The sequence below is a fragment of the Pseudomonas sp. KCJK9000 genome (assembly GCF_046230725.1).
GTDB classification, from domain to species: domain Bacteria; phylum Pseudomonadota; class Gammaproteobacteria; order Pseudomonadales; family Pseudomonadaceae; genus Aquipseudomonas; species Aquipseudomonas promysalinigenes.
In genome coordinates, this window is record NZ_JBJJLN010000022.1 from 1 (window position 1) to 13,751 (window position 13,751).

Consider the following 13,751-nt stretch of genomic DNA (forward strand, 5'->3'; position numbering starts at 1 on the left):
CAATAACCTTCAATAAAACGAAGCGGGGAGGCCTACTGGCCTCCCCGCTTCTATATATAGCTACGCCGCGTGGCAATCACTCAGCCTTCAAGGTTACCCGGCCAAACGACTTCTTGCCCGCCTGACACACATGAGTCGCACCAAGGACAAACATGAAATCCTTGTCGACCACCGCACCATCGACCTTGACAGCACCACCACTGAGCAAGTCGCGAGCCTGCGCCGAGTTTTTCACCAGGCCGGCTCGATTCAGAACGGCCGCGATCGGCAGATCCTCAGCTGCAGCCACTTCGATTTCAGGCAGATCCTCAGGCAGCTCACCATCCTTCATCCGGTTGCCCGCAGCACGGTGTGCATTGGCTGCTGCCTCTTCGCCATGGAAGCGAGCGACGATTTCTTCGGCCAGCTTGATCTTGATGTCACGCGGGTTCGCGCCATTGGCAACATCAGCCCGGAACTGCTCGATCTCTTCCATCGAACGGAAGCTGAGCAGCTCGAAATAACGCCACATCAGCGTGTCCGGGATCGACACCAGCTTGCTGTACATGACACCGGGCGCTTCTTGAATGCCGACATAGTTGCCCAGCGACTTGGACATCTTCTTCACGCCATCGAGGCCTTCGAGCAGCGGCATAGTGACGATGTTCTGCGCTTCCTGCCCATAGGCACGCTGCAGTTCGCGCCCCATCAGCAGATTGAATTTCTGGTCGGTACCGCCCAGCTCCACATCTGCCTTGAGCGCCACCGAATCATAGCCCTGCACCAGCGGGTAAAGGAACTCGTGAATGGCAATGGGCTGGTTGGTGGTGTAACGCTTGTCGAAGTCATCACGCTCGAGCATGCGCGCGACGGTGTACTGCGAGGCCAGACGAATGAAGTCGGCAGGTGTAAGCTTGTCCATCCAGGTGGAGTTGAAAGCAACCTCGGTCTTGGCTGGGTCGAGAATCTTGAACACCTGCTGCTTGTAGGTTTCGGCGTTGTCCAGCACCTGCTCGCGGGTCAGCGGCGGACGCGTGGCACTCTTCCCGCTTGGATCACCGATCATGCCCGTGAAGTCACCAATCAGAAAAATCACCTGGTGGCCAAGCTCCTGGAACTGACGCAGCTTGTTGATCAGCACCGTGTGTCCCAGATGCAGGTCAGGCGCAGTTGGGTCGAAGCCTGCCTTGATACGCAGAGGCTGGCCGCGCTTGAGCTTCTCGACCAGTTCCGACTCGACCAACACCTCTTCCGCGCCGCGCTTGATAAGCGCCAGCTGCTCTTCAACCGACTTCATAGAAAGACCCGCAAGGCTCAGATTCAAAGGGAGCCAACCATACAAGATCGGCCACCAATTACAAGTTTGGAAATGAATTGTGACCCGACCGAGGTGTCACAGCGTCTACGCGCCCTTGCGCGAAGATGGATTTGGTTATATTTTATACAGTTATTTCATCTTCATCATGTCATTCATCTTTTCCATATTCATTTTTCCTCAAAGTTACCCTATCTATGACCAACGAAACGCCTAAAGCGCCCCCGCTTTATCCGAAAAGCCATCTGTTGGCCGCCAGCGGCATCGCCGCCCTGCTCAGCCTGGCCCTCCTTGTATTCCCATCCAGCGAGGTCGAAGCCAAGAAAACGACCCTGAGCCTGGAACTGGAAAGCCCTGCCGATCAACTGAAGGACGAATCCAACGCAGCACCGCTGGTACAGGCTCAGGGTGATCAGGGTTCGCCCTTCGCCCAGATCGACGGTGCTGCCTCCGATACCGAACAAGCTGCACAGCAAGCGCCTGCCAATGATAAAACCGCCGAAGCCAAGGTGCCCGGCCACCGCGAGGTGACCGTAGCGCGTGGCGACACCCTGTCGACTCTCTTTGCCAAGGTGGGATTGCCAGCCAACGCGGTGCACGACCTGCTGGCCAGCAACAAGCAGGCCAAGCAATTCAGCCAGCTCAAGCATGGCCAAGTACTGCAGTTCGAACTCGACAAAGATGGCCAATTGACCAGCCTGCACAGCAAGGTCAGCAACCTTGAAACCATTCGCCTGACCAAGACCGCCAAGGGTTACTCGTTCGATCGCGAAATCAGCAAGCCGGTGGTTCGCTCCGCTTATGCACATGGGGTGATCAAAAGCTCGCTGTCGGCATCGGCTCAACGCGCCGGCCTTTCCCACAGCATGACCATGGATCTGGCCAAGGTACTGGGTTACGACATCGACTTCGCCCAGGACATTCGCCCTGGCGATGAGTTCGACGTGGTCTATGAACAGAAGGTCATGGACGGTAAGGTTGTCGGCACCGGCAATATCCTGTCCGCACGCTTCACCAACCGCGGCAAGACTTACACCGCCGTGCGCTACACCAACAAACAGGGCAATACCAGCTACTACACCGCAGACGGCAATAGCCTGCGCAAGGCGTTCATCCGTACCCCTGTCGACTTTGCCCGTATCAGCTCGCGCTTCTCCGCTGGCCGCAAGCATCCGATCCTCAACAAGATCCGTGCACACAAGGGTGTCGACTATGCAGCGCCACGCGGCACGCCGATCAAGGCAGCGGGGGATGGGCGCATCGAATTGGCTGGCCGCCGTGGCGGTTACGGCAACACTGTGATCATTGCCCACGGTAATAGCTACAAAACCCTTTACGGGCACATGCAGGGCTTCGCCAAAGGCATCAAGACCGGCAGTAACGTCAAACAGGGCCAGATCATCGGCTACATTGGCACTACCGGCCTGTCGACCGGCCCCCACTTGCACTACGAGTTCCAGGTCAACGGCGTACACGTAGACCCGCTGAGCCAGAAGGTGCCAATGGCTGACCCGATCGCCAAGAACGAACGCCAGCGGTTCCTGCAACAAAGCCAACCGCTGATCGCCCGCATGGACCAGGAAAAGGCCACCATGCTCGCGGCGAACAAGCGCTGAGCCATGGCGCTGTACCTTGGAGTGATGTCCGGTACCAGCCTCGATGGGCTGGACATCGCTTTAATCGAATCAGGCAAGCGAGTGGATCTGCTTGCCACATGCTATCTACCGATGCCGCCCGATCTACGTCAGGCGCTGCTGAACCTGTGTAGCAGTGGCCCCGACGAGATCGCCCGTGCCGCTATGGCTGAAAATCGCTGGGCTAGCCTGGCAGCTGAAGGCATACGGCAACTGCTCGACCAGCAGGGGCTGCAAGCCAACGCCATCCGTGCCATTGGCAGCCACGGGCAAACCATACGTCATGAACCCTCCTGCGGCTTCACCGTGCAAATTGGCAACCCGGCGCTTCTTGCCGAATTGACTGGCATTAGCGTGGTTGCCGACTTCCGTCGGCGAGATGTTGCTGCTGGCGGCCAAGGTGCGCCATTGGTACCGGCCTTCCATGAAACCCTGTTCGGTCACTTGGGGCAGCGTCTGGCAGTGCTCAATGTCGGCGGCTTCAGCAACCTGAGCCTTATCGAGCGCGACGCACCCGTGCAAGGGTTCGACTGCGGGCCCGGCAACGTGCTGCTGGACGCCTGGATAGAGCGCAAACGTGGTCACACCTACGACGCTGACGGTGCATGGGCTGCCAGCGGTCAGGTGAAGCACGACTTGCTGGCCAGCCTGCTGAGTGACCCATTCTTCGCCGGTAGCGGCCCCAAAAGCACCGGCCGCGAAGTATTCAACCTACCATGGCTGGATGGTCATCTGGCACGCCTGCCCGCCTACCGCGAAGAAGATGTCCAGGCCACGTTGCTGGAACTGACTGCGCGCAGCATCATCGAAGCGCTGCAGAACGCCCAGCACAACACTCAGGCGCTGCTGGTGTGTGGCGGTGGTGCTCGCAATGGCGCCTTGATGGCGCGGCTTGCCCAACTGCTGCCTCAGGCTCAGGTCAGCAGCACCGGCGCCCATGGCGTTGACCCGGACTGGGTCGAGGCGATGGCCTTTGCCTGGCTGGCCCACTGCTGCTTGGAGGGTATTGCTGCCAATCGCCCCAGCGTGACGGCGGCCAAAGGGCTGCGAGTACTCGGGGCGATCTACCCCAGGTAGACGAGGCAAAATGCAAAACGCCGCGCAAATGCGCGGCGTTTTCATTGAATCTGTTTTAGATAGAGAATGAAGAACCGCAACCGCAAGTAGTCGCGGCATTCGGGTTCTTGATCACGAAACGAGAACCCTCCAGGCCCTCCTGGTAGTCCACTTCGGCCCCGGCCAGGTACTGGAAACTCATCGGGTCGACCACCAGCGAAACGCCTTCGCGCTCGACGATGGTGTCGTCCTCGGCAACGTCCTCATCGAAGGTGAAACCGTACTGGAAGCCCGAGCAGCCACCGCCAGTGACGAAAACACGCAGTTTGAGGCGATCATTGCCTTCTTCGGAAACTAGATTCTTCACCTTCTGCGCGGCACCGTGGGTGAACTCCAAAGCCGTGGGGGTGAAGGTTTCGACGCTCATGTTGATTCTCCCGGCGCAGTAACCGCCATAAAACTCGATGAAGCGCATTATCCGCTTCTCCGAGAAAATTGGTCAAGAATTGTGCGGCTTTAGTCGTGACATACGAAAAGGCCCGCACTCGGCGGGCCTGTTGATCAGCGAACGCTTACGGCAGCAAGCCTGCGTGGGACAGGCCCATGCGCTCATCCAGCCCAAAGAGAATGTTGAGGTTCTGTACTGCCTGGCCCGAAGCGCCCTTGACCAAGTTATCGATGACCGACAACACCACCACCAGGTCGCCGCCCTGCGGGCGATGAACGGCAATACGGCAGACGTTGGCGCCTCGCACGCTGCGGGTTTCAGGGTGGCTGCCAGCCGGCATTACGTCGACGAACGGCTCATCGGCGTAACGCTTTTCGAACAAAGCCTGCAGGTCGACCGACGTATCCACCACATTTGCATAGAGCGTCGCGTGGATCCCACGGATCATTGGCGTCAGGTGCGGCACGAAGGTCAGGCCGATATCGGTGCCTGCGGCCAGGCGCAGGCCCTGGCTGATTTCGGGCAGGTGACGGTGACCTTTGACCGCGTAAGCCTTCATGCTTTCGCCAGCCTCGCAGAACAGCGAGCCGACCGCAGCACCACGGCCAGCACCGCTAACCCCCGACTTGCAGTCGGCAATCAGGCGGGAAGGGTCGGCCAAGCCAGCCTCGAGCAACGGCAGGAAGCCGAGCTGGGTGGCCGTCGGATAGCAACCCGGCACGGCAATCAGACGGGCCTGGCGAATCTTCTCGCGGTTGACCTCTGGCAGACCGTAGACGGCATCCTTGAGAAGCTCCGGTGCCCCATGAGGCTGACCATACCATTTGCCCCACTCGGCTGCGTCTTGCAGGCGGAAGTCTGCAGAGAGGTCGATGACCTTAGTCCCGGCGGCGAGCAACTCGCCAGCCAGTGCATGGGCAACACCGTGCGGGGTGGCAAAGAACACCACGTCGCACGCCCCAAGGGCTTTACTGTCGGGCACGCTGAACGCCAGGCCATCATAGTGGCCGCGCAGGTTCGGATACATGTCGGCTACCGCCACCCCCGCCTCGGAGCGCGAAGTAATGACCGCCACCTCGGCCTGTGGGTGCTGCGCCAGCAGACGCAACAGTTCGACGCCGGTGTAACCCGTGCCGCCGACGATACCGACCTTGATCATAACGCTTGCCCCTTCTCAACGAGCCGTCTGGAAAGCGCACGATAATAGGGGCGCGAAGCGCCTGTAACAACTCTTGGGGTGCCCCTTCGGCCCTCTGGGCTCTACTATCTGACGACCGTGATTAGCTCAAGGAACTCACTCCATGCTTTACCTATGGATCAAAGCGCTGCATATCGTCAGCGTGGTCTGCTGGTTCGCCGGCTTGTTCTACTTGCCCAGATTGTTCGTCTACCACGCCCAGAGCCAGGACCAGATCAGCCAGGAACGCTTCATCACCATGGAGCGCAAGCTGTACCGCGGCATCATGAACCCGGCAATGATCGCAACTTATGTCTTCGGCGCCTGGATGCTTTACCTCACCCCCGGATGGCTGAGTCAGGGCTGGCTGCACGCAAAGCTCACCTTGGTGCTTGTACTGACCGGCTACCATCACATCTGCGGGGCGCAGCGCAAACGCTTCGCTGCCGGCAACAACACCCGCAGCCACGTTTACTATCGCTGGTTCAACGAAGTGCCCGTGCTGCTCCTGCTAGCCATCGTAATACTGGTTGTAGTCAAGCCCTTCTGACGCCAAACCGGCGTCCCATGCCTTGTAGCAAAAGGCAACAACTCGCCCAGCCAGGCTGTACACTAGGCGCCCATTTGCGCCCCAGGAGCCTTGCATGACCCGTTACGCCATGATCACCGGAGCTTCCAGCGGGCTGGGCCTGGCCCTGGCGGAAGCCCTGGCGAGGCGTGGGCGCAGCTTGATACTGGTGGCACGCCATCGCGAAACCCTGGAGCCCGTTGCACTGGAGCTGGCCCAGCGCTTCGGCGTCGAAGTGCTGCTGCGCGCCTGCGACCTCAGCCAGCCCCTGCGCCTGTCAGGGTTTGTGCTGGAACTGGAAGAAGGTGAGCGACGCATCGACCTGCTGGTCAATTGCGCAGGGCAACGCACCTATGGGCCATTCCTGGCCCACGAGTGGGCCGATGAGCAAGATCTGCTCGAGGTCAATGTCCTTGCGCTAAGCCGCCTGTGCCATGCCATCGGCAACCTGATGGCCGTGCAAGGTGGAGGGCAGATTCTCAACGTCGCGGGCTTGGCGGCAGTGGCGCCTGGCCCAGCCATGGCCACTTACGCTGCCAGTAAGGCCTATGTCATGCATTTCAGCGAAGCCCTGCGCGAGGAGCTCAAGCCAGCCGGCATCAAGGTATCGGTCCTGTGCCCCGGCCCAGTGCGCTCAGCGCGACGCCCCATCCCCCGGCTTGAAAACCACAGCGGTTGCCTGAGCCCGGAAGAGGTGGCGCTGTATACCGTGCGTGCCTTGGCTCGAAACCGTGCAGTGATCATGCCGGTGCTTCGCAACCGCTGGCTGGCATTCACTACACGCCTGCTGCCACGCTGGTTGACCCGCAAGCTGGCCGGCTTCATTCACCGCCGATACTGCCCGGTCGGCGTGGAATAGCCACTGGGCGAGTGGCCCGCGGCTGAGTACACTCGGCCCGACACTCACCATGGAGAACGTGCTGTGGACGATTTATTCATCAAGATCATCAACCGGGAAATCCCGGCCAAGATCATTTACGAGGACGACCAGGTTCTGGCGTTCCACGACATCGCGCCGCAGGCGCCAGTGCATTTTCTGGTTATCCCGAAAAAGCACATCCGCACCCTCAACGACCTGACCGAAGAAGACAAAGGCCTGGCCGGTCATATCCTGTTCACTGCCCAGCGCCTGGCAAAAGAGCTGGGCTGCGAAGACGGTTTTCGTGTGGTCATGAACTGCAACGAGCAAGGCGGTCAAACCGTCTACCACATCCATATGCATGTACTGGGTCAGCGCCAGATGCATTGGCCACCGGGCTGACCCAAGGCAAGCCCCATCCGGACTATTGAGGTAAACTGTCGGGCATCACTTCAGCGGAGGTGCCCGATGGCCACCGAACGTCACTACTCGCCGCTCGACCGCTTGTTGCTGCAGGCCGATACCGCCATGCGCACCTTGCTGCCCTTCAGCGGCCAACCCTCCCGCCCGTCGCCAGCGATCATCCAACCGGATACTCAGCTCGATGACGACCAGACTCGCCACATCGCCGGCCTCATGCGCATCAACCACACAGGTGAAGTCTGCGCTCAGGCGTTGTATCAGGGCCAAGCCCTGACCGCCAAACTGCCGCAGGTACGCAAAGCGATGGAACAGGCGGCCGAGGAAGAAGTCGACCACCTGGCCTGGTGCGAACAACGCATCCGTCAGTTGGGCAGCCACCCCAGCGTGCTCAACCCGTTGTTCTATGGGATGTCGTTCGGCATCGGTGCCCTCGCCGGCTTGGTCAGCGACAAGGTCAGCCTGGGTTTTGTCGCTGCTACCGAACACCAAGTGTGCAAGCACCTGGACGAACACCTGGAGCAGTTGCCCGAACAGGACGAAAAATCACGCGCCATCCTCGAGCAAATGCGGGCGGATGAAGAACAGCACGCTGAAACTGCGCTCGAAGCGGGCGGCTATCGTTTCCCCAGGCCTGTACGGTTTGGCATGAGCCTGCTGGCGAAAGTCATGACCAAAAGTACCTACCGCATCTAAAGGCGCACAGACGATGGAACGTATCGACGCCAAGGATCTGGCGCGCGCCGTACAGGCAGGCATTCTCCAGCCTGGCCAGGACCAGGCCCTGCTGGCGTTCTTGCGCCAGCAGCCCTGCGCCCAGGGTAGCTTCCAGCTAGCCCATGTCGCTTTTTATTTCGGTGCACTGTTGATCATGGGCGCGATGGGCTGGCTGCTCACCGAAGCCTGGCTGTCGATCGGTGACGGCGCATTGCTGGCTGTCGCTGCGCTCTATGTCGCGGTCCTCACGTTGCTCGCCCTGAGGCTGCAGAGCCGTGCGCAAACCGTTGCTGCCGGGGTTCTGGCTGCCGTTGCCGTCAGCATCGTGCCGTTGGCGGTGTTCGCCATCGAACGGTTGATCGGCTGGTGGCCACTGGATGACGCTCAAGGGGACTACCACCAGTACTACACTTACGTACAGGGCGGGTGGCTGGCGATGGAGGCGGCGACCGTGATCGCTGGGCTACTGATGTTACGCCTGGTGCCCTACCCGTTCGTGGTGATGCCCATTGCCGTTGCTCTGTGGTTCATGTCAATGGACCTTAGCGAATGGGTTTACGGCTCGGCGTTTTCGTGGGAGCAAAGGCGCACCGTATCACTTTGGTTCGGGCTCGCCATGCTACTGGTCTGCCTGGTGGTCGACAGGCGAACTCGCCAGGACTACGCCCATTGGGGCTATTTGGCTGGCCTGGCAGCGTTCTGGGGTGGGCTGACGATGATGGAAAGTGACAGCGAGCTGGGCAAAGCGCTTTACTGCCTCATAAATCTAGGTTTGATGGGTGTAGCCGTGTTGTTACGCCGGCCTGTCTTCATGGTGTTCGGGGCGATGGGCGTAGCAGCTTACCTTGGGTATCTGTCTTACGAAGTATTTGCCGAGTCTTTGATGTTCCCAATCGTGCTTACCCTTATCGGCCTGGGCTTGATCGGCTTGGGAGTTGGATATCAGAAAAAGCGTGAGCAACTGAGCCAGGCGGCTAGGGACTGCCTGCCACAATGGTTGCTCAATGCCCTGCCGGCCTTGCGAGGCTGACCGGCGCCAGGGCTGCGATGCAGCCCTGATTCCCAACACTCAGCCCAGCTCTACGATTTCGTAACCGTGGGTGATTTCAACGCCGGCACGCTCGAGCATGATCGAGGCCGAGCAATACTTCTCGGCCGACAGCTCCACAGCCCGCTTGACTTGCGCTTCTTTCAAGGCGCGGCCTTTGACCACGAAATTCATATGGATCTTGGTGAACACTTTAGGGTCTTCACTGGCGCGCTCCGCTTCCAGAAACGCTTCGCAGCTTTCCACAGCCTGGCGTGACTTCTTCAGAATACTGACCACATCGAAACTGCTGCAGCCACCAAGGCCTAGCAAGAGCATTTCCATTGGCCGTACGCCCAGGTTGCGACCACCGGCCTCCGGAGGCCCGTCCATCACCACGACGTGGCCGCTGCCCGACTCACCGAGGAACATCGCTTCACCGGCCCACTGGATGCGTGCCTTCATCTGTCCGTACTCCTGGATTTCGCAAAAGGGTGCCAGCTTAAGCTTTGTATGCCTGTCGGAAAAGCTCAATGCGATTCGCTTTAGTGCCAAATATTCCGGCACTGTCTGATAAGCTGGCGCCAATTGACTGGCGCGTCGCGTTGGTCAAGGTCAAACAAGCGCCTATGCCTCGCATCGAACAGGATTTCGTGATGGTTGCCTCCGCCCTACCCGCCAAGATCAAGAACATCGACAAGCTGCTGATTCACTGCCAGCGCCGGCGCTACACCGCCAAAAGCAACATCATCTGCGCCGGTGACCATGCCGAAACCCTGTCCTTCATCATCAAAGGCTCGGTAACCATTCTGATTGAAGATGACGAAGGGCACGAGATGATCATCGCCTACCTCAACAATGGCGATTTTTTCGGTGAGTTGGGGCTGTTCGAGCCAACAGGTGGTGGGCAGCAACGTAGCGCATGGGTGCGCGCCAAGACCGAATGTGAAGTGGCCGAGATCAGCTATGACAAATTTCGCGAACTCGCCCGCCACGACCCGGAGATTCTTTACGCCCTGGGCAGTCAGATGGCCCAGCGCCTGCGCAACACTACCCGCAAGGTCGGCGACCTGGCTTTCTTCGATGTTACCGGCCGGGTAGCCCGCTGCCTGCTGGATTTGTGCAAGCAACCGGATGCCATGACTCACCCCGACGGCATGCAGATCAAAATCACCCGCCAGGAGATTGGCCGCATCGTCGGCTGCTCTCGGGAAATGGTCGGCCGCGTGCTCAAGGACCTTGAAGAACGCAGCCTCGTGCAGGTCAAGGGTAAGACCATGGTGGTCTACGGTACCCGTTAATCCTTGGGCAGTGCAGCCAGCACCTCTTGGTAGGCCACCGACAGGCGCTCGAACCAGGGCGCCTGGGGCGCTACTTCGTGCAGAGCGATATGGCTATCGGCGCGGCAGCGCTGCTGCAGATTGCAACATTCATTGAAACGATTGACCGCCGCGACCATCGACTCGCGCTGGTTGTCCAGCAGCAGTGCGCCATGCACCAGTACTACCGGGCGTTTGCCGCCCATGCCCTGGCGCCAGCGCTGGGCCGTGCCGACCAGCTTGCGGCCATTGAGGTTGACGTTGTAGCGGCCATCGCAAAAGGCGCCGTCGATCTCCCCCACCGACGCGACGCCCCCCCACTCACGCAGCACCTCGCACAACGGCAGGCACAGGCGCTCATAGGCGTTTTCGATACGGCCATGGTCGCCTTCGCTGCGCGGGGCCACGTAAACCAGTGCCACGTTCACCGTGGCATGCGACTGGGGCACAGGCTCGCCCCCGGTTTCGCGCAACAGCACCGGCCAACCGGCGATAGCCAGCTCCGCACAGGCTGCTTCGAAATTGTCCAGCCGGCTCATGCGCCGGGGCATGACCAAGGCGTGGTCAGTGGGGCGCCAGAACAGCACGCCGGCATCGCGTTCGCCACGGCAAACCGCGGCCAGCAGCTCTTGCTCGGCATGCAGCCCTTGCTCGACGGTGAGCGCCAGGGGTTGATCGGTCATTGATCCACCTTCGCTAGGGTTTTTGGCAGGCATGAAAAAGCCGGCACGAAGCCGGCTTGGTGTCGATCAGTCCAGAGGCTGAACGGTTTTCTTCACCTGATCTGGGAAGAACAGCCGCTGCAGCTCCAGCCCTGGGTTCGGGGCGCGCATGAAGGCCTCACCGACCAGGAACGAGTAGACGTCGTTGATTTCCATCAATTCGACATCGGCGCGGTTGAGGATACCGCTCTCGGTGATTGCCAAACGGTCACGTGGGATCCGAGGCAGCAAATCGAGGGTGGTTTCCAGGCTGACCTCGAAGGTATGCAAGTTGCGGTTGTTGACCCCGACCAGCGGTGTATCGAGGGTCTTCAACGCGCGCTCGAGTTCATCGCCATCATGGACCTCCACCAGCACGTCGAGGCCAACATCCCTGGCCACCGAAGCCAGTTCGGCCATTTTCACGTCATCCAGCGCCGACACGATCAACAGCACGCAGTCCGCGCCCAAAGCGCGTGCCTCGACGATCTGGTACGGATCGACCATGAAATCCTTGCGGATGACCGGCAGTGAAACAGCTGCGCGAGCCTGTTGCAGGTACTCGTCCGCGCCTTGGAAGTAATCCACGTCGGTCAGCACCGACAGGCAGGTCGCGCCGCCCTTCTCGTAACTGACGGCACAGTCTGCCGGCACAAAATCCTCACGTATCACGCCTTTACTGGGCGAAGCCTTCTTGATCTCTGCAATCACCGCCGCTTGCTTGCGTTTGGCCTGTGCAATCAGCGCTGCAGCAAAACCACGTGGAGCATCAGCGGCTTTGGCCAGCCCTTCAAGTTCGGCAAGGCTGACCCGGGCGCTACGCTCGGCGACTTCCTGGAATTTGCGGGCAATGATCCTTTCCAGCACCGTCGGCACACTCATGCTTCGTTCTCCACCTTAAATACTGCAGTAAAGGCACCCAGCTCCTGCAGCTTCTCCCAGGCCAGCCCGGTATGCAGAACGTCGTGGGCCAGCTCCACGCCACTTTTCAGGCTCATGGCATGGTCAGCGGCGTAGAGCGCCGCGCCGGCGTTGAGTACAATCATTTCGGCCGCCTTCTGGCCATTTTCGGTCTTGCGCCGACCGAGAGCATCACGGATCAGCTCCAGGGAGGCCTGCGGGGTTTCCACCGCCAAGCCATGCAAACTCTGGCTTTTCATACCGAGGTCTTCGGGTTCGACCCAATACTCGGTGATTTGATCGTTCTTGAGTTCGGCAACGAAGGTGGGCGCTGCCAGGCTGAATTCGTCCAGGCCATCCTTGGAGTGCACCACCAGCACATGCTTGCTGCCCAGGCGCTGAAGCACCTCGGCCAGCGGGCGGCACAATGCCTGCGTGAACACGCCAACCACCTGATGCTTCACACCGGCCGGATTCGTAAGCGGGCCGAGCATATTGAACAGGGTGCGCAGCCCCAGATCGCGACGCGGGCCTGCAGCATGCTTCATGGCGGTGTGGTGGCTTTGGGCGAACATGAAGCCTATGCCCAAGCTGTCGATGCAACGGGCAACCTGGGTCGGCGTAAGGTTCAGGTATATGCCAGCGGCTTCCAGCAGGTCGGCGCTGCCGCTCTTGCCCGAAACGGCGCGGTTGCCATGCTTGGCTACGGTGCAACCTGCAGCGGCGAGCACAAACGACGATGCGGTGGAAACATTGAAAATGTTGGCCCCGTCACCGCCAGTCCCGACGATGTCGACGACGCCATCGAGGCTTTTCAGCTCGACTTTGTCGGCCAGCTCGCGCATCACCGACACGGCGCCGACGATCTCATCGATGCTCTCGCTCTTCATGCGCATGCCCATCAGGAAGGCGCCTATCTGCGCCTCGCTGCACTGGCCGGTCATGATCTGGCGCATGACGTCGCGCATTTCATCGGTACTCAGGTCCAGGTGGCCGACGATGCGGCTCAACGCGCTCTTGATATCCATGGTCGATCCTTAGCGGTGGCCGCCGGTCTGCTTGAGGAAGTTGGCGAACAGCTCGTGGCCCTGCTCGGTGAGGATGGATTCGGGGTGGAACTGCACCCCTTCGATGTTCAGGGTCTTGTGGCGCAGGCCCATGATCTCGTCGACCGAACCGTCATCATGGGCAGTCCATGCGGTGATTTCCAGGCAATCGGGCAGGGTCTCGCGCTTGACTACCAGCGAATGGTAACGGGTGACCGTGAGGGGGTTGTTGAGCTGGGCGAACACGCCGAGATCGCGATGGTGCACAGGGCTGGTCTTGCCATGCATGACCTGGCGGGCACGCACTACATCACCGCCGAAAGCTTGGCCGATGGACTGGTGGCCAAGGCATACCCCCAGGATCGGCAGCTTGCCGGCGAAATGCAGGATGGCATCGATGGATACGCCGGCTTCGCTTGGACTGCATGGCCCTGGCGACACGACGATACGCTCAGGGTTGAGCGCTTCGATTTCGGCGATGGTCATTTCGTCATTGCGAATGACCTTGACCTCGGCACCGAGCTCGCCAAGGTACTGAACGACGTTGTAAGTGAATGAGTCGTAATTGTCGATCATCAGTAACAT

Annotated in this window: 16 protein-coding genes; 8 read left to right on the top strand and 8 right to left on the bottom strand. The window is 60.0% G+C overall.

What is annotated here, in order from left to right; translation table 11 throughout:
* Positions 1-76: 76 nt before the first annotated feature.
* Positions 77-1,276: a tyrosine--tRNA ligase gene (tyrS, locus tag ACK59H_RS11960; protein ID WP_060477496.1), complete on the bottom strand. Its 1,200-nt coding sequence runs from the start codon at positions 1,274-1,276 to the stop codon at positions 77-79.
* Between the two features lie 215 nt (positions 1,277-1,491).
* Here tyrS and ACK59H_RS11965 point away from each other — a divergent pair, with 215 nt between their 5' ends.
* Positions 1,492-2,910, top strand: a complete 1,419-nt coding sequence (locus ACK59H_RS11965; RefSeq protein ID WP_060477495.1) for a peptidoglycan DD-metalloendopeptidase family protein — start codon at positions 1,492-1,494, stop codon at positions 2,908-2,910.
* Positions 2,911-2,913: 3 nt separating this feature from the next.
* Entirely contained in the window at positions 2,914-4,005 is a 1,092-nt protein-coding gene (locus ACK59H_RS11970; protein WP_060477494.1) for an anhydro-N-acetylmuramic acid kinase, read from the top strand.
* A 55-nt stretch (positions 4,006-4,060) separates the two neighbouring features.
* On the opposite strand, the gene erpA is transcribed toward ACK59H_RS11970, so the two are convergent.
* Positions 4,061-4,411, bottom strand: coding sequence for an iron-sulfur cluster insertion protein ErpA (gene erpA / locus ACK59H_RS11975; protein ID WP_015268740.1), 351 nt, complete (start codon positions 4,409-4,411; stop codon positions 4,061-4,063).
* 145 nt (positions 4,412-4,556) lie between these two features.
* The gene (gene argC, locus ACK59H_RS11980; protein ID WP_060477493.1) at positions 4,557-5,591 is read right to left on the bottom strand and encodes an N-acetyl-gamma-glutamyl-phosphate reductase; all 1,035 of its coding nucleotides are present in this window, start codon (positions 5,589-5,591) and stop codon (positions 4,557-4,559) included.
* Between the two features lie 142 nt (positions 5,592-5,733).
* Here argC and hemJ point away from each other — a divergent pair, with 142 nt between their 5' ends.
* The 5 genes from hemJ to ACK59H_RS12005 all read left to right on the top strand — a co-directional run bounded on the left by hemJ (position 5,734) and on the right by ACK59H_RS12005 (position 9,203).
* A complete protein-coding gene (hemJ, locus tag ACK59H_RS11985) occupies positions 5,734-6,159 on the top strand; it encodes a protoporphyrinogen oxidase HemJ (protein ID WP_060477492.1) in 426 nt (141 codons plus the stop codon).
* A gap of 94 nt (positions 6,160-6,253) precedes the next feature.
* A complete protein-coding gene (locus ACK59H_RS11990; RefSeq protein WP_060477491.1) occupies positions 6,254-7,036 on the top strand; it encodes an SDR family oxidoreductase in 783 nt (260 codons plus the stop codon).
* A 63-nt stretch (positions 7,037-7,099) separates the two neighbouring features.
* Positions 7,100-7,438, top strand: coding sequence for a histidine triad nucleotide-binding protein (locus tag ACK59H_RS11995; protein ID WP_012316537.1), 339 nt, complete (start codon positions 7,100-7,102; stop codon positions 7,436-7,438).
* A 66-nt stretch (positions 7,439-7,504) separates the two neighbouring features.
* Positions 7,505-8,152: a 2-polyprenyl-3-methyl-6-methoxy-1,4-benzoquinone monooxygenase gene (coq7, locus tag ACK59H_RS12000; RefSeq protein WP_060477490.1), complete on the top strand. Its 648-nt coding sequence runs from the start codon at positions 7,505-7,507 to the stop codon at positions 8,150-8,152.
* Positions 8,153-8,165: 13 nt separating this feature from the next.
* Positions 8,166-9,203, top strand: a complete 1,038-nt coding sequence (locus tag ACK59H_RS12005; RefSeq protein ID WP_409264466.1) for a DUF2157 domain-containing protein — start codon at positions 8,166-8,168, stop codon at positions 9,201-9,203.
* Between the two features lie 39 nt (positions 9,204-9,242).
* On the opposite strand, the gene ACK59H_RS12010 is transcribed toward ACK59H_RS12005, so the two are convergent.
* The gene (locus ACK59H_RS12010) at positions 9,243-9,665 is read right to left on the bottom strand and encodes an OsmC family protein (RefSeq protein ID WP_016715792.1); all 423 of its coding nucleotides are present in this window, start codon (positions 9,663-9,665) and stop codon (positions 9,243-9,245) included.
* A gap of 191 nt (positions 9,666-9,856) precedes the next feature.
* Here ACK59H_RS12010 and crp point away from each other — a divergent pair, with 191 nt between their 5' ends.
* The gene (crp, locus tag ACK59H_RS12015) at positions 9,857-10,501 is read left to right on the top strand and encodes a cAMP-activated global transcriptional regulator CRP (protein ID WP_060477498.1); all 645 of its coding nucleotides are present in this window, start codon (positions 9,857-9,859) and stop codon (positions 10,499-10,501) included.
* Here crp and ACK59H_RS12020 read toward each other — a convergent pair.
* The 4 genes from ACK59H_RS12020 to ACK59H_RS12035 form a co-directional block, all read right to left on the bottom strand.
* Complete coding sequence (locus ACK59H_RS12020) at positions 10,498-11,202, bottom strand: lipoyl protein ligase domain-containing protein (protein ID WP_060477488.1); 705 nt, start codon at positions 11,200-11,202, stop codon at positions 10,498-10,500. The genes crp and ACK59H_RS12020 overlap by 4 nt on opposite strands.
* Positions 11,203-11,268: 66 nt before the next feature.
* Complete coding sequence (gene trpC, locus ACK59H_RS12025) at positions 11,269-12,102, bottom strand: indole-3-glycerol phosphate synthase TrpC (RefSeq protein WP_060477487.1); 834 nt, start codon at positions 12,100-12,102, stop codon at positions 11,269-11,271.
* Complete coding sequence (trpD, locus tag ACK59H_RS12030; RefSeq protein WP_060477486.1) at positions 12,099-13,148, bottom strand: anthranilate phosphoribosyltransferase; 1,050 nt, start codon at positions 13,146-13,148, stop codon at positions 12,099-12,101. Before trpD ends, trpC begins: the two co-directional genes overlap by 4 nt.
* A gap of 9 nt (positions 13,149-13,157) precedes the next feature.
* Positions 13,158-13,751 (bottom strand): aminodeoxychorismate/anthranilate synthase component II, encoded by a 594-nt coding sequence (locus ACK59H_RS12035; protein WP_409264467.1) that lies wholly within the window; start codon positions 13,749-13,751, stop codon positions 13,158-13,160.

What these genes read in the sequence shown, in the direction of transcription:
- ACK59H_RS11970 (WP_060477494.1), top strand. Translation starts at nt 2,914, where the DNA reads ATGGCGCTGTACCTTGGAGTGATGTCCGGTACCAGCCTCGATGGGCTG.
- coq7 (WP_060477490.1), top strand. Translation starts at nt 7,505, where the DNA reads ATGGCCACCGAACGTCACTACTCGCCGCTCGACCGCTTGTTGCTGCAG.
- ACK59H_RS12035 (WP_409264467.1), bottom strand. Translation starts at nt 13,751, where the DNA reads ATGTTACTGATGATCGACAATTACGACTCATTCACTTACAACGTCGTT.
- ACK59H_RS12005 (WP_409264466.1), top strand. Translation starts at nt 8,166, where the DNA reads ATGGAACGTATCGACGCCAAGGATCTGGCGCGCGCCGTACAGGCAGGC.
- ACK59H_RS11965 (WP_060477495.1), top strand. Translation starts at nt 1,492, where the DNA reads ATGACCAACGAAACGCCTAAAGCGCCCCCGCTTTATCCGAAAAGCCAT.
- argC (WP_060477493.1), bottom strand. Translation starts at nt 5,591, where the DNA reads ATGATCAAGGTCGGTATCGTCGGCGGCACGGGTTACACCGGCGTCGAA.
- ACK59H_RS12010 (WP_016715792.1), bottom strand. Translation starts at nt 9,665, where the DNA reads ATGAAGGCACGCATCCAGTGGGCCGGTGAAGCGATGTTCCTCGGTGAG.
- ACK59H_RS12020 (WP_060477488.1), bottom strand. Translation starts at nt 11,202, where the DNA reads ATGACCGATCAACCCCTGGCGCTCACCGTCGAGCAAGGGCTGCATGCC.
- trpD (WP_060477486.1), bottom strand. Translation starts at nt 13,148, where the DNA reads ATGGATATCAAGAGCGCGTTGAGCCGCATCGTCGGCCACCTGGACCTG.
- trpC (WP_060477487.1), bottom strand. Translation starts at nt 12,102, where the DNA reads ATGAGTGTGCCGACGGTGCTGGAAAGGATCATTGCCCGCAAATTCCAG.
- crp (WP_060477498.1), top strand. Translation starts at nt 9,857, where the DNA reads ATGGTTGCCTCCGCCCTACCCGCCAAGATCAAGAACATCGACAAGCTG.
- tyrS (WP_060477496.1), bottom strand. Translation starts at nt 1,276, where the DNA reads ATGAAGTCGGTTGAAGAGCAGCTGGCGCTTATCAAGCGCGGCGCGGAA.
- erpA (WP_015268740.1), bottom strand. Translation starts at nt 4,411, where the DNA reads ATGAGCGTCGAAACCTTCACCCCCACGGCTTTGGAGTTCACCCACGGT.
- hemJ (WP_060477492.1), top strand. Translation starts at nt 5,734, where the DNA reads ATGCTTTACCTATGGATCAAAGCGCTGCATATCGTCAGCGTGGTCTGC.
- ACK59H_RS11990 (WP_060477491.1), top strand. Translation starts at nt 6,254, where the DNA reads ATGACCCGTTACGCCATGATCACCGGAGCTTCCAGCGGGCTGGGCCTG.